This window comes from Streptomyces sp. NPDC058335 (assembly GCF_042723915.1).
Taxonomy (GTDB): domain Bacteria; phylum Actinomycetota; class Actinomycetes; order Streptomycetales; family Streptomycetaceae; genus Streptomyces.
The window spans coordinates 58,710-80,425 of record NZ_JBHXHX010000021.1; the positions used below are offsets into that span (position 1 = coordinate 58,710).

Annotated in this window: 18 protein-coding genes; 8 read left to right on the forward strand and 10 right to left on the reverse strand. The window is 71.3% G+C overall.

All coding sequences use genetic code 11. From position 1 onward, the window contains the following. Positions 1–94: 94 nt before the first annotated feature. Positions 95–1,873 (reverse strand): condensation domain-containing protein, encoded by a 1,779-nt coding sequence (locus ACFWJX_RS32755; RefSeq protein ID WP_383249949.1) that lies wholly within the window; start codon positions 1,871–1,873, stop codon positions 95–97. Beyond that, the gene (locus tag ACFWJX_RS32760) at positions 1,870–2,016 is read right to left on the reverse strand and encodes a hypothetical protein (protein ID WP_383249950.1); all 147 of its coding nucleotides are present in this window, start codon (positions 2,014–2,016) and stop codon (positions 1,870–1,872) included. The genes ACFWJX_RS32755 and ACFWJX_RS32760 overlap by 4 nt, the downstream gene beginning before the upstream one ends. Before the next feature lie 581 nt (positions 2,017–2,597). Here ACFWJX_RS32760 and ACFWJX_RS32765 point away from each other — a divergent pair. Beyond that, positions 2,598–3,890, forward strand: coding sequence for an MFS transporter (locus ACFWJX_RS32765; RefSeq protein ID WP_383249951.1), 1,293 nt, complete (start codon positions 2,598–2,600; stop codon positions 3,888–3,890). A gap of 424 nt (positions 3,891–4,314) precedes the next feature. Here ACFWJX_RS32765 and ACFWJX_RS32770 read toward each other — a convergent pair whose 3' ends face one another. Then, a complete protein-coding gene (locus ACFWJX_RS32770; RefSeq protein ID WP_383249952.1) occupies positions 4,315–4,902 on the reverse strand; it encodes an XRE family transcriptional regulator in 588 nt (195 codons plus the stop codon). 97 nt (positions 4,903–4,999) lie between these two features. Here ACFWJX_RS32770 and ACFWJX_RS32775 point away from each other — a divergent pair, with 97 nt between their 5' ends. Both ACFWJX_RS32775 and ACFWJX_RS32780 read left to right on the forward strand, forming a co-directional pair. Continuing rightward, entirely contained in the window at positions 5,000–6,403 is a 1,404-nt protein-coding gene (locus tag ACFWJX_RS32775; RefSeq protein ID WP_383249953.1) for an MFS transporter, read from the forward strand. Between the two features lie 4 nt (positions 6,404–6,407). After that, entirely contained in the window at positions 6,408–6,545 is a 138-nt protein-coding gene (locus tag ACFWJX_RS32780; protein ID WP_383249954.1) for a hypothetical protein, read from the forward strand. 127 nt (positions 6,546–6,672) lie between these two features. Here the strand turns inward: ACFWJX_RS32780 and ACFWJX_RS32785 are convergent, their stop codons facing one another. The 4 genes from ACFWJX_RS32785 to ACFWJX_RS32800 form a co-directional block, all read right to left on the reverse strand. Continuing rightward, positions 6,673–6,771: a DUF6191 domain-containing protein gene (locus ACFWJX_RS32785; RefSeq protein ID WP_383250027.1), complete on the reverse strand. Its 99-nt coding sequence runs from the start codon at positions 6,769–6,771 to the stop codon at positions 6,673–6,675. Between the two features lie 70 nt (positions 6,772–6,841). After that, positions 6,842–7,240 carry a DUF5958 family protein gene (locus ACFWJX_RS32790; RefSeq protein WP_383249955.1) on the reverse strand — a complete coding sequence of 133 codons (399 nt, stop codon included), beginning with the start codon at positions 7,238–7,240 and terminating at the stop codon, positions 6,842–6,844. A 43-nt stretch (positions 7,241–7,283) separates the two neighbouring features. After that, entirely contained in the window at positions 7,284–7,736 is a 453-nt protein-coding gene (locus ACFWJX_RS32795) for a hypothetical protein (protein ID WP_383249956.1), read from the reverse strand. 121 nt (positions 7,737–7,857) lie between these two features. Next, a complete protein-coding gene (locus tag ACFWJX_RS32800; protein WP_383249957.1) occupies positions 7,858–8,772 on the reverse strand; it encodes an NAD-dependent protein deacetylase in 915 nt (304 codons plus the stop codon). Between the two features lie 419 nt (positions 8,773–9,191). Between ACFWJX_RS32800 and ACFWJX_RS32805 the strand changes: the two genes are divergently transcribed. The 4 genes from ACFWJX_RS32805 to ACFWJX_RS32820 all read left to right on the forward strand — a co-directional run bounded on the left by ACFWJX_RS32805 (position 9,192) and on the right by ACFWJX_RS32820 (position 13,923). Next, positions 9,192–12,200, forward strand: a complete 3,009-nt coding sequence (locus ACFWJX_RS32805) for a family 16 glycoside hydrolase (protein ID WP_383249958.1) — start codon at positions 9,192–9,194, stop codon at positions 12,198–12,200. A gap of 197 nt (positions 12,201–12,397) precedes the next feature. After that, positions 12,398–12,700: an ArsR/SmtB family transcription factor gene (locus tag ACFWJX_RS32810; protein ID WP_383249959.1), complete on the forward strand. Its 303-nt coding sequence runs from the start codon at positions 12,398–12,400 to the stop codon at positions 12,698–12,700. Further along, entirely contained in the window at positions 12,697–13,089 is a 393-nt protein-coding gene (locus tag ACFWJX_RS32815; protein ID WP_383249960.1) for a VOC family protein, read from the forward strand. Before ACFWJX_RS32810 ends, ACFWJX_RS32815 begins: the two co-directional genes overlap by 4 nt. Positions 13,090–13,350: 261 nt before the next feature. Further along, positions 13,351–13,923, forward strand: coding sequence for a hypothetical protein (locus ACFWJX_RS32820; RefSeq protein WP_383249961.1), 573 nt, complete (start codon positions 13,351–13,353; stop codon positions 13,921–13,923). A 21-nt stretch (positions 13,924–13,944) separates the two neighbouring features. Here ACFWJX_RS32820 and ACFWJX_RS32825 read toward each other — a convergent pair whose 3' ends face one another. Then, positions 13,945–15,123 carry a DSD1 family PLP-dependent enzyme gene (locus ACFWJX_RS32825; RefSeq protein WP_383249962.1) on the reverse strand — a complete coding sequence of 393 codons (1,179 nt, stop codon included), beginning with the start codon at positions 15,121–15,123 and terminating at the stop codon, positions 13,945–13,947. Continuing rightward, the gene (locus tag ACFWJX_RS32830) at positions 15,120–16,124 is read right to left on the reverse strand and encodes an ornithine cyclodeaminase family protein (protein ID WP_383249963.1); all 1,005 of its coding nucleotides are present in this window, start codon (positions 16,122–16,124) and stop codon (positions 15,120–15,122) included. Before ACFWJX_RS32830 ends, ACFWJX_RS32825 begins: the two co-directional genes overlap by 4 nt. A 369-nt stretch (positions 16,125–16,493) precedes the next feature. Between ACFWJX_RS32830 and ACFWJX_RS32835 the strand changes: the two genes are divergently transcribed. Further along, positions 16,494–17,066, forward strand: coding sequence for a dihydrofolate reductase family protein (locus ACFWJX_RS32835; RefSeq protein ID WP_383249964.1), 573 nt, complete (start codon positions 16,494–16,496; stop codon positions 17,064–17,066). A 613-nt stretch (positions 17,067–17,679) separates the two neighbouring features. On the opposite strand, the gene ACFWJX_RS32840 is transcribed toward ACFWJX_RS32835, so the two are convergent. Beyond that, the gene (locus tag ACFWJX_RS32840) at positions 17,680–21,681 is read right to left on the reverse strand and encodes a helix-turn-helix domain-containing protein (RefSeq protein WP_383249965.1); all 4,002 of its coding nucleotides are present in this window, start codon (positions 21,679–21,681) and stop codon (positions 17,680–17,682) included. Positions 21,682–21,716: the final 35 nt, after the last annotated feature.

Genomic DNA, 21,716 nt, shown 5'->3' on the forward strand with positions numbered 1-21,716 from the left:
CGCCGGAGTCACCTCGACAGCGTCCCCGACCATGAGGTCGGGTCGGCTGACCGGCGCGCTGTGCCACGAGAGGCCACGAGGGGGCGAGTTCGGGTCATGTCCGCGTCCTCTCCGGATGGTGCGGGGTGGGGGACTCCCGGCCCGTTCCCTCCGCGAGGACGTCGTACCGGCGCCACTCCTCCTCCGTGGCAGGCGCGTCGGGGCCTGCCACGCAGACGACGTACCGGTGCGGGGCCATGACGAACCTGCGCCCCGGCAGGGCGGCCAGCAGCAGCCGGTGCGCCTCCGGCGGACTGAGGGGCCGCTGCGGCTGCCCGGATACCAGGTATGCCGTCAGACAGGGGCGGCCGGTGGTGCCCGGTCCGAGGAAGACCTGGGCGGACCGGGGGGACAGGGCCTGCGTGAGCAGCGCCTCCACCTCGGCCGGATCGACCCAGCAGCCGTCCACGAGCACCAGGTCCTCCCGCCGCCGTAACCCGGCGAGTGCCGCGGCGTCCCGGACCAGGTCCTTCGGGCGGGGCGCGTCGCCCGCGGCGGCTCTCAACAGGATCTCCTCCAGGCAGGTGAGGAAGCCGGTGAGCCGGTCGCGGGAGAAGAGTGCCGTGTCCGCGGAGAGCGTGGCCTCGAAGCATCCCGACACCCGCCACACGTCGACGTAGAACTTGCCCGGCTCCCACTCCTCGATGCCGCCGTCGTCCCGGAAGGCGGTGGGCTCGTCCGCCGCCTCATCGGCCCTCAGGGTCTCTCCGTATGCCTGGCTGCCGTATCCGTGGATGTTGAGGAAGCACTCGAGGTCGAGGTCGACGCCTCGGGCGGACGCCACCGACTCGGTGAGCCGGTCGAACCGGCGCGGGTCGCGCTCGCCGACGCGGTAGGCCCGCAGGGACGCCTGCCACGCCGCGTGCGCGATGTCCCGGAACGGGAGGTCGGCGACGGTGACGGACACGGGCACGGTCTGGAAGAAGGTACCGACGGAGTTGCGGCTCTCCGCGGACGTCCGGTTGGCGCAGAAGAGCCGGAACGTGGCGTCCTCCAGCTCACTGATGGAGCTGATCAGCACCGCGAGAGCGCCGGTCAGCACCGCGTTCGCGGTCGTGCCGTGGCGTGCGGCCGCCTCCGCCAGCGCGCGTGCCGCCGTACGGGAAAGCATCGTGATCTTCGGGAACCGGGGGCTTTCGGGAGTCCTCAGGGGGAGGGGGAAGCGGTCGTTGGGGAAGCGAGAGAGCTGTGCGGTCCAGAACGCCTCGCCCCGGGCCTCGCTCCGGCCGCCGGCCCGGCGCTGCGCCGCGGCGTGCTCCCTCGGTTGCAGCAGGGGGCGCGGCGGCCGGGCGGACAGGGCGTCACGTTCCTCGGGGGTCGCCGCCAGCAGTTCCCTGATGTCACCGGCGACGACCTCGATGCCCCAGCCGTCGGTCGCCACATGGGAGAGGCACAACGCCACGCCGGACACGACGCCCGACACGGTGACCACCGCGACGCGCAGGGGCCACTCGAACACCGTGAAAGGGAGGCGCCTGAGCTCCTCCAGGACCGCCGCGGAGGCCTCGCGGGCGGCACAGTGGTGGACGTGGACGGGGACCCTCCCGCTCGCACAGACGAACTGTCGGTACGTACCGTCCTTCTCGACGTTGAGCCGCGTCCGCAGGGACTCGTGGCGCTCGATCACCACACGGAGCGCCTCACGGACGTCGTCGAGCGTCGTCCCCGTCTCCGGCTCGCACCCGATCAGCACGTCGAGGTTCATGTGCTCCGTGTAGGGGGCGGAGTTCTCCATCCACAGACACACCTGCTCCTGACCCCAGGTGAGGTCGGAGGCCCCCGACGTGTCGGCGCTGAACTCGACCCAGACCGGCTCGGTTTCGTCGCGTTTCATGTGCTGGCCGGCTCCTCGATCGCTTGGGGCGTACGGGACAGCTGGCGGTGCCCGCCCAGTGCCATGACGACCAGGAACTCCGCCGGCGCACGCGGGACGGCCGCCGCCCGGTCGGCCATGGTCCGGGCGGCACCACAGGCCATTGCCAGATCCGCAACGGGCTCGTCGTCGATCGGCGAAAGAGGCAGGTCACGTCGTTCAAGGCGCGGTGGCCCAGGGGCTCGTCGACGGGCCCTGCCAGGACCTGAGGGCGTCGACGCCTGCCGTGGTGACGGTGTGGGAGTGATCGGAAGCGGCGGGAGAGGCGTGGGGGCGCCTGACGGCATCTCAGCCCTGAGAGCGACTCCCGACGGCGGACGCTGTCGAGGTGCCCGGTCGCCGAGAGCCACGCGAACTGACAGCAGCTCGGCCTGTGCCACATCGCTCCTCGCCCGATCGGTCGGCCCCACCCCGGTGACGGCAGGACCGTAGTCGAGTGATCACCCGCGTCGCAAGGGTGCGGTCGCGGTCCACCAACTGCCGCACCCGGTAAGGCTGGAGACCGGTGGCGTGAAGAATCCTCGTGGACCCGCTGATCGCCTGATCCAACTCACGTACTCTGTCCGGCGTTGTGATCGGCATGCACACGGCATCGCGGGGCGCTGTCGCGCCGGGCGGGCCGAGAGAGGAGCGGACGGGTGAGTCACGCACGCGGTCCGGCAACGGACCCGACGGGGGGCATGCGATGACCAACAGTCTGGCGGCTCGACTGCCTCTGGACCTGCTGCGCGAGCGCAACCTGCGACGGCTGTTCGCCGCCCAGGCAGCCTCGGTCCTCGGTAGCAGCATGATGCCCATCGCCCTGTCCTTCGCCGTGCTGGAGCACGGCGGCGGGGCGAGCGGGGTCGGCCTGGTGCTCGGCGCGCAGACCGCGCCCCTCATGATCTTCCTGCTGGCGGGCGGCGTGCTCGCGGACCGGTGGGGCCGCCGGATCACCATGATCGGGAGCGACCTCGTCCGCGCGGCCATCGAAATCACCGTGGTCGTCATCCTGTTGACCGTCGGCATGCCGCTGGGAGGCTTCGTCGCCTTCGCCGCGGTGCTCTCCGTCGCCGCCGCGTTCTTCCACCCGGCCTTCCACGGGTTCGTCCCGGAGGTCGTCTCCGGCAAGCGCCTCCAAGAGGCCAACGCCCTCGGTTCCACGCTCAATTCCATCGGCTCGCTGCTCGGACCCGCCGTCTGCGGCGCGCTCGTGGTCTGGACCGACCCGGCCTGGGTCATCGCCATCGACGCCGGCACCTTCCTGGTCAGCGCGCTGTTCCTGGCCGGAGTGCGTACCTCCTCGTCCCCCAAGAACTCCGCTCGCGAGGGGGAGAGCTTCTCGCATCAACTGCGGCACGGATGGCGTGAGTTCAGCTCCCGCACCTGGCTGTGGTCCCTCCTCGCCTACACGTCGCTGGCGTCCACCTTCGTCCTGGGGCCGGTGATGGTGCTCGGCATCGCCTTCGTCGGCGGCAAGGAGAACGGCGCCGCCCAATGGGGCACCGTCATGGCCGCGCAGGGAGTCGGCTCGCTCCTCGGCGGACTGGTGGGAATGCGGGTGCGCTTCCGCAGACCGCTGCTGGCATCCGTCTTCTGCACGTTCGGCCTGGGCGCCTTCGCCGCCCTCCTCGCCCTGCGCGCACCCGTGTACGTCCTGGTCGTGGGCTCCCTGCTGTCCGGTGCGGGCTTCGCCCTGCTGCACATCCTCTGGACGAGCAGCCTCCAGGCCGATGTGCCGTCCGATGCGATGTCCCGCGTCAGCGCGTACGACGGTGTGGCGACCGTGCTCTCCATGACCGTGGGCTACTGGTGGGCGGCCCCGGTCGCGGCCAAGGTCGGCGCCACGCCGTTGTTGTGGTTCGGCGCGGTGTGGACGCTGGCGAGCGCCGCGGTGATGGTCACCCTGCCGCAGATCCGCCGGTCCGCGCCAGGAGCGGGGAAGGACGGGGAGAGCGTGGTGGCCCCGGAGTCGCGGGAAAGTTCGACGGCGCACTGAGGGGTTGACGGGTCGTACGGGACGATACGTCCGCCCCGGTCCCAAGGCCACAGCCGCCCCACGGCCCTCCCGTACGGTCCGGTGCGGGGCGAGGGCCGGGCAGAAGTCGGCGGCGTCGGTCAGCCGGCCGTGGAAGCGCCGCGCGGTCTCGACCGCCACGCCGTCGTCCACCCGCCACAACCAGCGCACCGCCTGTCCGAGCAAGCGGGCCTGTGGGCGGCGCACGTCCGGCGAGCCCCTGACGAAGGCCGACGCGGCGGGTAGCCCGGTATGACTCGCGCTCGAACGGGGCCGACCGGAGCGCCCGGTCGCAGAGGCCTGGAGGTGGCCGGGCGGGTGGCGGTGTGCGTGGACGAGGGGCGGGCTCAGGCCGGCCGCCGGCAGCGTGAGGCGGGTTGGCCAGGCGGCCGTCGGCCAGCTTCCCTCAGCCGTGTGTTGCCGGGGCGGGCGGGTTCGTGCGGTTGACGGCCTGGTCGCCGTGGGGGCCGAACAGGTGGAGGATCTCTACCGCTTCGGCGTGGGCGGGGCCGAACCAGTGAGGTGTGCTGGTGTCGAACTCGGCCACCTCGCCCGGCCGGAGGATGGTGTCGCTCGACCCGAGGACGAGGCGGAGCTCGCCTGCGAGGACGTAGAGCCATTCGTAGCCGGAGTGGGTCACCAGTTTCGGTTCGCGGTGTGCGAGGACCTGTTTGAAGACCTGGACGCGGCCCGGGTACTGCGTGAGCGGGACGAGGATGTTTCCGCGCTCCCGGCTGCGGGGGGTGAGGTGGACGCGGGGGTCGCCGGTGGCCGGGGCCGCCACGAGCTGGTCCAGCGCGACGCGATGGGCCCGCGCGAGCGGGATGAGGAGGTCGAGCGTCGGGCGCCGTCGGCCCGATTCGAGGCGCGAGAGCGTGCTCACGGAGATACCGGTGTCCTCCGCGAGGGCTTCGAGGGTGAGACCGCGGTCGCGCCGCAGTGCGCGCAGCCGTGGCCCGATGCTGTCGAGGAGTTCGGCGAGTTCGGCGTCCATACGGCCATTTTGCGGTCTCCGCAAAATTCCTGGGCCGCGGCCTGCTCCCGGCCGGAGTCTGAGCGCAGCCGATCCCGTATCGAAGGGGGACCCTCCCGTGCTCAGAACATCCCTGGCCGCTCCACCCGCCCCACCCGGTGCACGCCGGCGCTGGGCGGTGCTGGCCGTCTGCGCGCTCAGCATGTTCCTGGTGGGTGTGGACACCACCATCGTCAACGTCGGCCTGCCGGAGATCGGACACGGTCTCGGGGTGGGGACCCATGGTCTGGAGTGGGTCGTCGACGCCTACACGGTGGTCCTGGCCAGTCTCCTCGTCGTCTCCGGCGCGCTGGCGGACCGGTGGGGACGCCGCCGGGTCTTCCGGTGCGGACTGCTCGTCTTCGGCCTGGCCTCCCTCGCGTGTGCCCTGGCCCCGTCGCTCGGCGTGCTCATCGCAGCTCGGGCCGTCCAGGGGATCGGGGCGTCGATGCTCAGTCCCGTGGCCCTGGCGATCGTGGTGAACGCGATGCCCGACCCGCGGGAGAGGGCACGGGCGATCGGCGTGTGGGCGTCCGTCTTCGGCCTCAGCATGGCGGCGGGCCCGGTCACCGGCGGAGCGCTCATCGCCGCGTTCGGCTGGCGTTCGGTGTTCTGGATCAACGCGCCGGTGATCGTCGTGGCCCTCGTCCTGGTGGCCGTGTTCGTGCCGGAGTCCCGTGCGGCGCGCGCCCGACGTCTCGACTGGCCCGGCCAGGTGCTCCTGACCGCGGTGATCTGCCTCTTCGTCGGCGTCCTCATAGAGGGGCCCCGCATCGGCTGGACCTCGCCCACGGCCCTCGCCGGCTACGCCCTGGTCACGGCCGCGGCGACCGGATTCGTCCTGGTCGAACTGCGGCGCGACGAACCCCTGATGGACCTCGGCCTCTTCCGCCGGCCGCCGTTCGCCACGGCGGTGCTCGGGGCCATGGCGGTGTTCGTCGCCCTGAACGTGAGCCTGCTGCTCAACACCCTCTACCTTCAGCACACCCGAGGCTGGACCCCGCTCGCGACCGGTGCCGCCACCCTGCCGATGGCACTCGGGGCCACCCTGTGCGCCCCCTGGTCCGGCAGCCTGGTGGGACGCCTCGGACCGCGGCGTCCGCTGATTCTCGCGGGAGGGTTCACGACGGCCGGCGGACTGTGCCTGACGAACCTGGGCCAGGACACGAGCGTGCCGCTGATCCTCTTCGCCTACCTGCTGATCGGCGTCGGGTTCGGCTTCGCCAACGCGCCCCTCACCAATACGGCGGTGAGTGGTCTGCCGCCGTCCCGGGCCGGTGTGGCAGGGGCGATCACCTCGACCGCCCGTCAAGTCGGCGCGGCGGTCGGCATCGCCGTCGCCGGGGGCCTGGTCGCGGGCACCGGCCCCTCCGACTTCGCCGCCGCGTCGCATCCGGGATGGCTGCTCGTGGCGGGCTGCGGGGCCTTCCTCCTCGTCGTGGCCCGCGCCTCACAGCCGGCGGCGGCAACCGGCACCCCCTAGCCACATGCCCAGAGGCGCGCGCTGCGCGACGGTCGCCACGCTGCTCCCCGAGGGCGCCCGGCTGCTCGACGCCACCGACGCCACCGACGCGGCCGACGCCACCCACGCGGCCGACCAACTGCGCGCCCTGCCCCGAGCTTGACGACCAACCCTGATCCGCAGCCTGAGCGTGTCGTTCAGCTCGTGGCGCGTTCGGGGCAGCGGGTTGCCGCCTCGGACACCGAGGAGCCTGAGGACACGGACGACGCCGGCCAGTGGGGGCGGGCCTTCTACTGATCGGCCTGCTCCATCCGGACGACCGCGGTACCTCCCTCCAGGTCTGCCGTCGTCCGGTTCGGTGGCGCCCCGTCATCCTCGTCGTCCCGCATCACCAGCGCCGAGGGACTGGTCACCCCGCAGGACTCAGCCTCAGGGGGCGAACCGTACCAACGGAGGGAATCAGTCAGCCTCGGTCAGTCTGTGCCACCAGTGACCGCAGCCGTCGGAGCAGAAGCGCTCGCGGCGGCGTTCGTCGGCGATCGAAAGGACCGCGATCAGCAGCCGGAACGCCTTGCGACGCTCGTCGGGAGGTTCGAGGCCGACGATCTTGCCCAGCTGCTGGTCGATCCGGCCGCGGGTGATCAGCACTGCGGGCGTGTGTGTCGGGCGCAGGCCGGCTCGGCGAATGCCCTCCGGTCCGTCGTCCGTAGCGGCGCGTGCCTGGATGCAGAAGTGGGCCAGGTAGCGGAGGGATTCTGCCTGTGCCTCCGGATCGAGTCCGTCGAACCATGCGATGCCCTGTGACATCGGGCGCAGTCCTTGGGCGAGTTCGTTGAACAGGATGTCGCGCTCTGTCATGACACTGATCTCCTGTGAGAGGGGTCTGCCGTGGCTTCCGGAGTCAGTGGAACCAGACGACAAGCCGGACGTTCTCCGCTCCGTGGAGTGCACCGAGGGTTCGCATCACGCTCCAGACAGGTCCCCAGTCAGTCCTGTCTCCGGCGACCATGTCCCGGCTTCGCGTGCCTGAAATGTCTGTTTCCTGCCAGTCGGCGGAGGTGAGTTCGGCCCACGTGATCCACGTCGTGCCGTGTACGTCGGGGGAGTCGCCGTACGGGGCGTACTCGGCTCGCAGTTCCTCGGACGCGTCACCGGGAATACCGCGGCCCTCGGCCAGGGGGCGGAAGCCGAACTGGTTTCGGACGCCGAAGAGGCAGGCGAGGGCGGCGTAGGCGTTGCCGCTGTTGAGCAGGAAGAGGTCGATGGCGGCGTGCCACACGGAGTCCTCGTCATCAGGACCCCACAGACGGGCACCGGGTCGAGATTCGATCGTCCCGCTGACTTCGGTGGACATACGGGCATCCTCCCCGCACGCCTCAGTCGTCGGCACCTGCTTTTCACCGCCGACGACTGTCGACCAGACGAGACACTTCGCCTGCTTGCCGCAATCTCACGACGCCGGACGCGGTCGTGCTTCACGCGCCGTCCCGCGCCGCCGCCGTCTCGTCGTCGACGGTGATGCCCAGCCGGCCGGCCACCGTGGTGAGGGCCCTTCCCAGCGGGAGCGCGACACGGGTGATGGCGTGCGGGTCGCCCCGGGTCGGGTCCCGGTTGACGATCAGCACCGGTTTCCCTGCCTGGGCGGCCTGGCGGACGAACCGGAGTCCGGACATCACCGTCAGTGAGGAGCCCAAAACCAGTAGTGAGGCCGCTTCACGGACCAGCTCCCGGCAGTGTTCGACCCGCGGCGGCGGAACGGCCTCGCCGAAGAAGACCACGTCCGGTTTGAGGATCCCGTCGCAGACCGTGCAGGACACCACGCTGAAGTCCCCGACCTGCTCGTCGGTGAGGTCGGCGTCACCGTCCGGGTTGATTCCGGCGGCCACCGGCTCGTAGCCCGCATTGGCCTCCGTCAATCGCCGGGCGAGTTGCCGGCGCGGGGTGAGGGCACCGCAGGAAAGGCAGACGACCCGGGCCAGACTTCCGTGCAGTTCAACGACGCCCTCGCTGCCGGCCGCGTCGTGCAGGCCGTCGACGTTCTGGGTGATCACACCCGAGAGCAGGCCGTGCCGCCCGAACGCGGCCACCGCCCGGTGCCCGGCGTTGGGGCGGGCGCGGCCGAAGGTGCGCCAGCCGAGGTGACTGCGCGCCCAGTACCGGCGCCGGGCCTGGGCACTGGCGGTGAAGTCCTGGTAGGTCATCGGGGTGTGCCGGCTCAGGCTCCCGCCCTCGCCCCGGTAGTCGGGGATGCCCGACTCCGTGGAGATGCCCGCCCCGCTGAGCACCAGCACACCGCCGGTGCTCAGCGCATCGACGACCGGCCCCGGATCCGTGGTGCCCGGTGGCAGGTCCTCGGCGGGGGTCCAGCTCAGAGTGGGGCGCATGCGCATGCCACCAGCGTACGGAACCGGCCGCCGCCACCCCGTCTCAGCACGCCTCCGGGCGGCGGCAGCGGAGGGCCCCGGCTTCCTGCCCGTGCGCGGCAAGGCTCCACCCGCCGCACCGGCCGCCCGTGAGATCACCGCCCCCCCAACCCTTGAGCAGTGACGCCGGAGATCGACCACCGCAACAGGCCTGGTCTACATGGCAAGTCGAGCCGTCCTCGTCCCCGCAGTGATGCCCCGGCCCGTCCACCGTCCCGACAGGAAACCTGTCCCAGCCCCCAGGGCGGAGGACTTTGACCGCATCGATGACAAAGTATGGACATGACAAGCGGAAGCCCCTTAGCTTTGCGGCGGAACCCGCAGCCCATACCGCGGAAGACCGGAGCGACATCCGGCACGGTCCGGTCCCCAGTTCAGGAGGACCAATGCGCCAACGCCTGTTCCCCCGGGCCCGAAGACACCTCATCCCGCTGCTGACGTCGGCCATCCTCGCCGGCGGCGCCCTGGGCGCCCCGACGGCCGCCGCCGTGCCCGCCGACATCCCCGCACAGGAGCCCGGAGTCACGCTGCGCGTGTACGACGTGCAGACGCCGCTCGACGAGATCTGCACCCTCAAACCGGGACAGACTCCCAACCACGACAGACTCATGCCGACGATCGACTGGTCCACGACCACCGACTTCGGAGGGTTCGACGACCACTTCGTCACGGAGGCCACCGGTTACCTGGTCGCCCCGCGCGAGGGCACGTACGTCTTCCGGCTCACCAGCGACGACGGCTCACGGCTGGCCCTCGACAACGCCACCGTGATCGACCACGACGGACTCCACGGCGCCGAACCGAAGGACGGCACCGTCCACCTCGCAGCCGGGCCGCACCCCCTGCGGATCGACCACTTCGAACGCGACGGCGGGCAGCAGGTACAGCTCTCCTGGAAGCCACCGGGCGCCGACGACTTCACCGTCGTGCCGCGCGAGGCACTCAGCACCGACGCCGGTGTCGTCCGGGTGACGGCGCCGGGGCGCAAGGAGTGCGAGGCGAGCGGCGACACCCCGGGCGACGGTCTCCCGCTCACCTCCGTACGCCCCGACCTCACCCTCACCGACCTGCGCCCCGAGGGTTTCCAACCGCAGGTCAGCGGCATGGACTGGCTGCCCGACGGACGTCTCGCCATCAGCACATGGGGCGGCAGCGGCAACGTCGCCGGAGAGGTGTACCTGCTCGATCACGTCACCGGCGCGACCAGCCGCGACAAGGTCACCGTGAAAAAGGTGGCGAGCGGGCTGCGCGAACCCATGGGCATCAAGTACGTCGACGGCGCCCTGTACGTCTCGCAGAAGCACGAACTGACCCGGCTGGTCGACCGGGACGGCGACGAGGTGACCGACCAGTACCGTACGGTCGCCACCTGGCCGTACGGAGGGAACTTCCACGAGTTCGCGTTCGGTCTGCTCTACCGCGACGGCTACTTCTACGTGAACCTCTCCGTCGCCATCGACCTGGGCGGCGCGACCACCACACCGCAGCCGGCACCCGGCCGCGGAACCACGTACAAGGTGAACGGGAAGACGGGCCGGATCAGCCCCGTCGCGGGAGGCCTCCGCACACCCAACGGGATCGGCTGGGGCCCGGACGGCGGTCTGTTCACCACCGACAACCAGGGCGGATGGCTGCCCTCGTCGAAGCTGGTCCAGATCAAGCAGGACCGCTTCTTCAACCACTACACCGAGCCGTCAGGCCCTTTCGAGGAAGCCCCCGTCACCCAGCCGGTGCTGTGGCTTCCGCAGAACGAGATCGCCAACTCCCCCTCCACCCCTCTGTACCTGACGAAGGGCCGGTTCGCCGGTCAGATGCTGATCGGCGATGTGACCTACGGAGGACTGCAACGGGCCTATCTGGAGAAGGTCAAGGGCCAGTACCAGGGCGCTGTCTTCCGTTACACGCAGGGCCTGGAGGCCGGGGTCAACCGCATCACCATGGGTCCCGACGGAGCGATCTACGCCGGTGGCCTGGGCGCCGACGGCAACTGGGGTCAGGAGGGCAAGCTCAGGTTCGGCCTGCAGAAGCTGACACCCAACGGCGGCAACACCTTCGACATCCGGACCATGCGGGCCGTACCGGGCGGCTTCGACCTGACGTACACCCAGCCGGTGTCCGCCGAGACCGCCGAAGATCTCGCCGGCCGATACCGGGTGGAACAGTGGCGCTACACGCCGACGGCCGACTACGGCGGACCGAAGATCGCCGAACAGCGGCTCGCCGTACGCTCGGCGACCCTCTCCGAGGACGGCCGCACCGTCCGGCTCCGCATGGACGGCCTGAAGGCCGGCCATGTGGTGCACGTGCGCTCCCCGCGCCCCTTCGCCTCCGCGTCCGGCGAGACGCTGTGGAGCACCGAAGCCTGGTACACGCTCAACGCCGTGCCCGGCAAGCAGCCGCCTCCCGCGACCCTCTACGAGGCCGAGGAAGCCCGTCTCACCGGCAGAGCGGGCATCAACACCGACCACATCGGCTACTCCGGCAGCGGCTTCGTCGACCGCTACGCCACCGAGGGCAAGGTGGCCACGACGTTCGACGTCACGGTCCCGAAGACGGGCGCCTACGACGTGAACCTGCGTTACTCCAACGGCCCGAACCCGTTCCAGGGGACGAAGTCCCTCTCGGTGTACGCCAACGGTGAGAAGGTGCGGCAGACGCAACTGGCCTCCACCGGGGACTGGGACACCTGGTCCACCCGGACGGAGCGCCTGACCCTGCGAGCCGGACACAACACGGTCTCCTACCGGTACGACCCCGGCGACACCGGACACGTCAACCTCGACCTGATCACCGTGCACCCCCAGGGTGCTGCCGTCACCCTGTTCGACGGCACCGCCGCCTCGCAGACCCAGTGGCAGCATCCGGACGGACGGCGAGCGGCATGGCCCCTCACCGACGAGGCGTCGATGGAGGTGTGCTGCGGCGACATCCGAACGAAGGACGCCTACCAGGATTTCGCTCTGCACATCGAGTTCCGCGTCCCGCTCCTGCCCCCGGAGGTGACCGGACAGGACCGCGGCAACAGCGGCATCTTCCTCCAGGACCGCTACGAGCTGCAGATCCTCGACTCCTACGGTGACACCTCGCTGGACACCAACGAGGCAGGGGCGATCTACCTGAAGAAGCCGCCCGACGTCAACGCGGCAGCGGCACCTGAGACCTGGCAGACGTACGACATCGTCTTCCGGGCCGCCCGCTACGACGCCGAAGGTCACAAGACCGCCGACGCCCGGCTGACGGTCGTGTGGAACGGCACGAAGGTGCACGACGACATCGCCCTCGACGGACCCACCCCCTCGGGCCGGTCCGAGACCCCCGCGGCAGGAGCGATCCGATTGCAGGACCACGGCAACAAGGTCAGATTCCGCAACATCCACATCCGGCCACTGACGTGAACCGTCGGTAGCCATCAGTGGAAGAGGTGACGCAGCCGGCGGCACGACCGGCCGCCGGCCGCGTCACCGCAAGCGGTGACTGGATCGCCGTGTCCCTGCCGTGGCGCACCGGGGTCTGTCGCTTGGTGGCGGGCCGGTTCCGGGGCGTGGCGCACTGCGACTTGATAGGCAAGTGAACAGTTGCCTATGCTGTGGGGGTGGCCGACGACGTCTTCAAAGCCTTGGCCGACCCCACCCGCCGTACCATCCTCGACGAGCTGACGGAGAAGTCCGGGCAGACCCTGTTCGAGATCTGCTCGCGGCTGAGCATGAAACATCAGCTGGGCATCTCGCGCCAGGGGGTCTCCCAGCACCTCGCCGTGCTGGAGGCCGCCGGGCTCGTCGAGACCAGGCGAGAGGGCCGCTACAAGTTCCACGACCTGAACACGGCCCCGCTGCGGCAGATCGCCGAGCGCTGGCTCGTGCCCGACACATCCGGACCGCAGGAGAGCACCCCGTGAAGATCCACCTGACCAGCGTCTTCGTCGACGACCAGGCCAAGGCCGAGCACTTCTACACCGAGATCCTCGGCTTCGTGAAGAAGCACGACGTCCCGGTGGGGGAGAAGGACCGGTGGCTGACCGTCGTCTCGCCCGACGAGCCCGACGGCACCGAACTCCTCCTCGAGCCTGCCGGTCACCCGGCCGTCAAGACCTACCGCGACGCGCTAGCCGGCGACGGCATCCCGCTGGCCCAGTTCGCCGTCGACGACGTGACGGCGGAATACGAGCGCCTGATCGACCTCGGCGTCCGCTTCACCCAGGAGCCCCTGGAGATGGGCCCCGTCACCACGGCCGTCTTCGACGACACCTGCGGAAACCTGATCCAGATCGCGACCAAGCCGCAGTAGCCCGGCAGCGGGGCGAACGATCCGGGCCCTTGACGACTACGTAGTTCCGGGGCGCCGGGAGACGCTCGCCCGCTCCACGTGGCTGACGGTCTGCTCGCACCGAACGCTTCCTCACCGGAGCAGGTCGGCGACCGTGCTCGTGAGGATGGCGAGCAGCGTCAGGGTGCCGGCGAAGGCGACCGCTGCGCGGGTGAGGGCAGCCGGGTACGTGGCCCCGTCGGCGAGAGCAGGCAGGCGGCGGCGTAGGCGGCCAGGAGCGCCATGGTGACCGCGACGGCCAGGGTCAACCAGATCTGGATCGCCGCGGAACGGATCAGCTCCCCGGGTCCCGACCTGTGCGCGCTCGCCGGAGCGGCCACCGAACAGGCCGTCACGGTGCTGAACCGCGGCCCGGTGCCACGGCGCCAGGCCTTCTTCCCCGCGCACTCACTGGCCCGCATCGACGCCTGCGAGCTGCTGGACGCGGCCGCGCTCGCCGTGGTCCCCGGCATCGACGTGACCGATCCTCGCCCTGAATTCTCCAACTGGGGATGCCGCTGGCGGAGCATCGTCGCCGACGCCGGGACCGACCTGGACTTCAGCCGGGACAACGACCTCGGGGACGACGGTCGGCCGACGCGCCTGGGCGGCGGCAAGGCCTACATCGAGCCGGAGGGCGAGGGCGACGACACCTGCGTCGTACACCTGGAACACCGCGCCTGCACGGACGCCGAGGGCGAGGCCACCGTCGAAGTGGTCATGCTCACCGCGTACGGCCCGCAGCCGCCCGACGACCTGTGCGCCACGGCCAAGTCACTCGCGACCGCAGTGGCGAGGAGGCTGCCGAAGCCATGAGCGGAACCCCGCCTCGATCGGTCACCAGCCGGTGACGCGTTCCCAGAAGTCCTGGATCGCCGGTGCGGTGTTCGTGGTCCGGGTGCCGTCGACGACGTGGTAGCCGCGGTGCTGGGCGGCGGTGGCGCAGGCGTGGTTGGGCAGGATGCGCAGGCGAGTGCCGACGGGCAGATCGGGCAGGTGGGCGCCGTCGCGGGCGGTGAGGGTGCCGTGTTCCTGGCTCGCGGCCGTCATGACCAGGCCCGGGACGAGGTTGCCGGCCAGGTCGGTGACCAGGCCGTAGCCCTGGTCCTGCGCCTGGACGGCGGTGCCGCGGTCGCGGGACATGGCCATCCAGCCGCCGTCGGTGATGATCCACCCGTGTTCGGGGCGGTGGCCGATGACGGTGACGACGACGGACAGGGCGAGGTCCTCGATGCGGCAGACGCCGATGCCGGCCATCACCAGGTCGAAGAAGACGTAGTTTCCCGCGCGCAGTTCGGTGACTCCGGTGAGGTCCTCGGCCGCGTGGGCGGTGGGGGTGGAGCCGACGCTGACGGTGGCCACAGGCAGGCCGGCCGCGCGCAGCCGCTCGGCCGCGGCGACGGCGGTGTCGCGTTCGTTCTTCGCCGCCAGGCGCTGATCCTCGGCGGTGTAGGCGAAGTAGGACTCGCCCGCGTGGGTCAGCACGCCGTCCAGACAGCCCGCGTCGTGCAGGATGCGGCCGATCTCGGGCAGCGCGGGGGCGTCGGGCCTGAGGCCGCCGCGATGGCCGTCGCAGTCGATCTCGATCTGGGCGGGGACGGCAAGGCCCGCCCGGCGGGAGGCGTCGGCGACGAAAGCCGCCTGCTCGGCGCTGTCCAGCAGGACGCGCAGGGTCACGCCGCGGCGCAGCAGCGCGAGGACGCGCGGGATTTTGTGGGGGCCGAGACCGACGGCGTAGGTGATGTCGGTGTAGCCGCCGTCGGCGAACGCCTCGGCCTCGGCAAGGGTGGAGACGGTGACCGGGCAGGGCGTGCCGTCGTGCAGGAGGCCCGCGACGTCGAGGCTCTTGGCCGTCTTCACGTGGGGGCGCAGGACGACCCCGAGCCGGTCCGTCCTGGCTGACAGCCGTTCGATGTTGCGCAGCGTCCTGTGGACGTCGACGACGGCGAACGGGGTGTCCGGGTCGGCCAGGGTCGGGGCGGTGCCGGGGCCGGTGGGGTGTGCGGGGATGTTCACAGGGTGATGTCCATCTTCTTCAGAAGGGCCAGGCCCAGATACAGGTCCTGCACGCCGATTCCGGAACTGTCGAAGACCGTGATGTCGCTCTCGTCGGTGCGTCCCGTGGCGCGGTGGGTGAGCACCTCGCCGAGTGGGGTGAGGACCGTCTGCGCGGGCGCGTGCTGGCTCTCGCCCATACGGCGGGCCTGCTCGGGCAGGTCGCAGAAGACGCGGGCGCGGCGGAACAGTGCGGGCGGGAGTTCCCGCTTCCCGGGGGAGTCGGCGCCCATGCAGGAGATGTGCGTGCCGGGGCGGATCCACGGGGCCTCGAACAGCGGCGGGGTGTCGGTCGTGGCAGTGGTGGCGGTGACGATCACATCGGCACGGGCGCAGGCCTCTTCGGCGTCGGCGCTACGGGCGTCGTGTCCTTCCGCGGCCAGCGCCGCGGCCAGCTGCTCGGCACGCTCGGAAGTGCGTCCCACGACCAGGACTTCGCCGATGGGCCGGATACGGCTGACGGCCCGCACCTCGTACGCCGCCTGGTGCCCGGTGCCGAAGACGGCCAGGGTGGTGGTGTCGGCGCGGGCCAGCAGGTCGACGGCGAGGGCGTCGGCCGCAGCGGTCCGGTAGGCGTTCGCGGTGCCGACCTCCAGGACGGCCGCGATCCTGCCGATCGTCTGGTCGAGAAGCAGCAGGGTGGAGTGGTGGCGTGCCAGTCCGTGCTCCGCGTTGCCCGGCCAGTAGCTGCCGATCTTCACCCCGGCGTGCGTCGGGGACGCGGACGGCTTGAGGGTGAACCGGTTGCGTGGGTCGGACCCGTGCACGGCGAGACTGGGAAAGACCGTGCCGTCCACTGTTGCGGCGAAGGCGGCCCGGGCCGCTTCGAGGGCCAGATCCTCGTCCACCAACGCGGCGGTCTGCTCCTCGGTGATGTGCAGCAGGCGGCGTGCAGCGGGTGGCCGGCCGTAACCGGACGAGGAAGCGGGCACGGGGTCGGTGGTCGGTCCGGCGGCGGTCACGAGGGGCCCTTCGCTTGGTGTGGTGCACATCGAGGTTCGGGCAGCGGGCCGCGATGTACGCGCCGTCCGCCTCGGCCGGAGGCGCGGCGGCGACGCCATGGCGTTCGTCCACGAGGCTCCCATCGACTTTCCGCACCCGCTCTGGATCAATTTTCCAACTTTGGACGGCAAGTCTAAGAAAGGTGTCGGGTGATTGTCCAGTGGGCTCATCTGTCAGTGAGCGAGCGACCCGAAAGCGGCGACGACCGATGAGTTTCACGGTGATCCGCAGTCAGAGATCATGGTTGGTGCGCGAGAGCCGCGAGTGCGGGCCGATCACGCTCCTGCCGAACTGCTGAGAACCAGTCACGAGATACCGAGGAACCTGAGATGCGTACCCTCATCAGCACCGCCTTCGTCTCCCTCGACGGCGTCGTGGAGGCGCCGGGCGGCGAGCCCGGTTACCGGAACTCCGGATGGACCTTCAAGGACATCGAGTTCCTCCCCGAGGCTTTCGACATCAAGGGCCGCGAACAGAAGGAAGCCACCGCGATGTTGATGGGCCGCACCAGCTATGAGGCGTTCAGCCCGGTGTGGCCGGACATGGAGGACTTCGCCGACTACAAGGTGATGCCCAAGTACGTCGTCTCCACGACCCTCACCGAGGACGACCTGGTGGCGAACTGGGGCGAGACCACGATCCTGCGCTCCCTCGACGAGGTCGCCGCGTTGAAGGAGACCGAGGGCGGCCCGATCATCGTCCACGGCAGTGCCGCCCTGAACCAGAGCCTGTCGGACGCCGGCCTGATCGACCGTTACCACCTGCTCGTCTTTCCCCTCCTGCTCGGCGCGGGCAAGCGCCTGTTCAGCGCTTCGGACAAGGACACCCAGAAGCTGAAGCTGGTCGAGCACGAGGCCTACGCGAACGGCCTGCAGAAGAACGTCTTCGACGTCGTTCGCTGACGAGACCCCCGCATGTGTGAACCGAGCCGGTATCGGTGAAGGCTTGCATCGATCTGGGCTCGCAGGGCCCGGCGCCCGAGGACGCGCGAGGGTGGCGTGCCCGGTGCGGCATCGAGCGGGCCGGATGGATGCGAACGGGGAACGTGAGATGCGCGCGGGGTGGATCGGGCGGTGGCGGTGGACGGCGTGGGCCGGAACAGGGCTGAGCTTGTACGCGGGTTGGCCGACGACGGACGACTCTGGCTGCCCTGACTTTGCGGACGTGCCGTGGAATCAAAGCCCCTCGAGTCCAGGGCCGCACCGAATCCGGCACGAACCGGCACTCCTACGTGTCCAGCACCACGCCTCCCACTCCCAGCCGCGCCCACCTCCGCACGTGCGGGTTGCTCACGTGCGGCACGGCGGAGCCGGTGACCGTGCCGCCGATGTCCTCGGCGGTCCAGCTCGGTACGGGCCGAGGGCGTCGTAGAGCGTGCCGTGGGTCACCAGACGGTCGCCGCCGGCGTGGGTGTACGAAGTGGTCGTCGCGCCCGTCGAGATCCCCGTGCCCGGGAGATCGCCGCTGGGCAGGCATCGAACTCCGACCGACCGTCCGCCCCCTCGGCGGATCTGGTCAGCCCGCGCACGTTCCCCTGTAGTCGTGTCCGGGCAGCAGTCGTCGCCACCGTTGGCGGTCGACGGGGCCCACCACATGGCACAGGTCCGCCACGCGGTCGGGGATGCCGGGGTCCCACAGTCGGACGGTGCCGTCGTTGCCGGCGCTGGCGACCGTCCTGCCGTCCGGGGCGTAGGTGACGCTCCACACCGCGCGGGTGTGGCCGGTCAGGGTGGCGACGAGCCGCCGCCGCAGGGGATCCCACAGCCGTACGGTGCGGTCGTTGCCGCTGCTGGCGAGGGAGCGGCCGTCGGGGCTGAAGGCCAGGCCCCGCACCGACCCGGCGTGCTGACCGAGCAGCCCCGCCACGCGGGCCCGAGCCACGTCCCACACCCGGATGACTCCGTCGTTGCCCGAACTGGCGAGGGTGCGGCCGTCGGGGGAGAAGGCCACGGCGCGTACCGAGCCGCCCTTCGCGGTGAGCACGGCGCTCTGGCGGGCACGCGATGTGTTCCACAGCCGCAGGGTGAGGTCGTCGCTGCCGCTGACGACGGTGGCGCTGTCGGCGCTGAAGACGAGGCAGTTGACGAAGTCGGTGTGCCCGCTGAGTACCCTGGCGGGCGTCTCGGCCGGACGGCCCGTGGACGACACCCGCCACAGCCGCACGGTGCGGTCGGCGCCGGCGGAGGCGAGCCATCGGCCGTCCGGACTGAACGCCACGTCGAACACGGCGTGGGTGTGATCGGTGAGGACTACGGGGGTGCCCCCTCGTGCCGCGACGGGCCACAGTCGTACGGTGCGGTCGGCGCCGGCGGAGGCGAGCCATCGGCCGTCCGGACTGAACGCCACCGCGTACGCGGCGCCGCTGTGACCGGTCAGCGAGCGGAGGCGGGTCCGGCGTGCCACGTCCCAGAGTTGGACGGCGCCGTCCGCCGCCGCGGAGGCGAGCAACCGCCCGTCGGGACTGAAGGCGGCCTTCCACAGCTCGCTGACCGGGTAGGCGCTGAGCGTGTGGCCGGTGAGGTTCCACAGGGCCACGGTCCCGTCGAAGCCCGCGGTGGCCAGCAGATCGCCGTTGGCCGCGACGGCGACGGCCATCACGTAGTCGGTGTGGCCGGAGAGAGAGCCGACCGTGCGGCGGGTGTGTACATCCCAGCGGACGATCGTGCCGTCGCCGCCCGCGGAGACCACCGTGTGGCCGCCGGGTCCGAAGGCGAGGCCGTTCACGTCGTCGTCGTGGCCCGCGAGAACGGCGCTCTGGCGGCGGGCCGCCGGATCCCACAGCCGTACGGTGCGGTCCGCGCCGCCGGTGGCGAGCACCCGGCCGTCGGGGCTGAACGCCACGGCGAGGACATCGCCGCTGTGGCCGCCCAGGACGCCCGTGGTACGGCGGGTGCGCGGATCCCACAGCAGTACGCTGCGGTCGACGCCCGCGCTGGCCAGCCGCGAGCCGTCGGGGGCGTACGCCAGCGCGAGGACGTCGCCGGAGTGCCTCTTCAACCGCGCGGTCTGGCGCCGGGTCCGGGTGTCCCACAGGCGCACGGTGCCGTCCTTGCCGGCGGAGGCCAGGGTATGTCCGTCGGGGGAGAAGGCCACGGCGCGGACGGGTCCCTGATGTCCGGTCAGGACGGCGGTCTGGGCCCGGCCGGACACCGACCAGAGTCGGATCGTCGCATCCGAACTCGCCGAAGCCAGGGTGCGTCCGTCCGGCGAGAAGGCCACGGACCGCACAGGCCCCCGGTGGCCCACGAGGTTCCCCGCGCCGCGCCGGGTGGCGACGTCCCACAGTCGTACGGTGCCGTCGGAGCTGGCCGAGGCCAGCAGCCGTCGGCCGGGGCCGAAGACCACGCCGTTCACCGGTCCGCGGTGGCCGGTGAGCCGGCCGGCGAAGGGGTCGGCCTGCGTGCTGAGCAGCGCGCTGCGCGCCTCGGTGGTGGGCGCGGTGCGGTAGGCGGACTCCGCCAGCAGCATCGAAGCCTCCGGCTGTCCGAACGCCAGTTGGGCGGAGCGCGCCGCCATGGCCTGAGACAGAGCAGTCCTGCGCTGTTCGTCGGCGGAGATGCGCTGTTCGAAGACCGTGGCGCCGGCGAGGAGGGCCAGGGCGAGCAGAACGGTGAGGACGACGACTCCGGCCCGCTGCTGGCGGACCCGGCGCCGGGCCAGGCGCCGGCGCAGGTCCTCCTCCCGCTCGGAGGCGCGCAGGAAGTCGGCCTCCACGGGTGTCGGCATGCTGTCCCGGCCGCTGGGACCGGCCGCCCATTCCCGGGCGGCCGTCAGCCGGGCCCCGCGGTAGAGCAGACTCGTGTCGCGGTTCCCGCGGTCCCATTCCCGGGCGGCGGCGCCCAGTTGCTGGTGCAGGAGCAGATCTGCGCGCGTCGTGTGGATCCAGGTGCGCAGCCTGGGCCACGCCCGCAGCAGCGCCTCGTGCACGATCTCGACGCGGTCGGCGTCCAGCGTCAGCAGACGGGCCGTCACCAGTGCGTCCAGGGTGGTCCGCGCGGCTGCCGGGTCCGGCAGCCCGTCGAGCAGTTCCGATGTGGTGCGTGGGCGCCGGGAGGCCTCGTTGTCCTCACCGACGCGCACCAGCCGCAACAGCACTCTGCGGGCGACGTCCTGCCGGGCCGGTGACAGCGCGGCGAACAGGTTCTCGGCCGCGGTGGCAACGGAGCCGTGTATCCCGCCCGTCGCCAGGTAACCCGCCACCGTCATACCGGAGTCGGCGCGCCGGTGCCAGGTCTCCCGCAGGGCGTGCCCGAGCAGCGGAAGCACCCCGGGACGGCCGGCCGGTACGGCCGTGTCCGGGCCGCTCCCTGCGGAGGCGGGGGTGTCGGCCGCTCCCAGGTCGCGCAGCAGCAGCTCGACCAGTCCCGGTTCCAGGGAGGTCCCCGTCGCCCTTGCCGGACGGACGATGCACTCCCGCAGCTCGTCCGTGGTCATCGCGCCCAGCGCGAACAGCCCGTCGCTGACGACCGGCACGAGGGCCGGGTACTCCAGGCAGCGCCCTGTGACGTCGGCACGTACCCCTAGTACCACGGCGAACGCCCCCCGAGGCGCCTCGGGTTCGTCACCGTCGCCGCCGGCCAGCGCCGCGAGCGCCGCGATGTAGGACCGGCGTTCCGCCTCGTCGTCGCAGAGGGTGAAGACCTCCTCGAACTGGTCGACGATGATGACGCAGCCGAGGCGCGGCTGCGCGGCGGGGGCCGTGCGCGGAGCGGTGTCGGGGGTGGCTGCTCCGCGGGTGGCGGCCCAGGAGCGCAGCACCGTGACCAGTTGGTCCGCTCGGTCGCCGGGCGGACCGTCGTCGTGCAGGTGGTCGAGCAGGCCGGCCGGCAGCGCGGTGCGTAGCGCTTGCCGGAGAGCGGACAGCGGACGCGCGGTGGGGGTGCACATGACAATCGAGCCGTCGGGGCGGACGGGAAGCAAGTCACCGTGAACGCCGGCTGCCGGGTCGTCGTCGAGGCGGCCCGGATCGGCGCGGACACCCGGCGTGACCGCCTGGCCGCCGCGGTCGGCGGGAAGTACGCCGTCGGTGAGCGCGGGGACGAGGCCTGCCCCGAGCAACGAGGACTTGCCCGCCCCGGAGAGCGCGACCACGGCCACCGGACCCCTGCCGAACCGCTGGGCGAGGCGCTCGACGAGCGCGGCGACCGCCCGATCCCGGCCGAAGAACCGCCCCACGTCCCGCGGACCGAAGGCGGACAGTCCGGGATAGGGGCAGTCCTCGTCGTCCCCCTGTGTCGGTGGCCCCTCCCGCAAGGCCGAGGGCAGCAGGGCGAGCAGGGCGCCGTCGGCCTCCAGGGCTTCGTCGCACAACCGTGCGACATCGCCGTTGACCGGTTTGCTGCCCGTCTCGATCTTGCTCAGATAGCCCTTGCTGTAATGCGTGATCCGTGCCAGGTCCGCCAGCGACAGACCGCGCGCCAGGCGCAGCTCTCGGAGCGCGGAGCCGAAAGGCAAGTGCTGCGGCCGCCGTCGAGCGGCGGCCGACGGGTGCGCCGCCCCGTCGTCCTTGTGGTTCATAGCTGGTGTGCCCCCGAGGCCAACGGCGCTCGGAG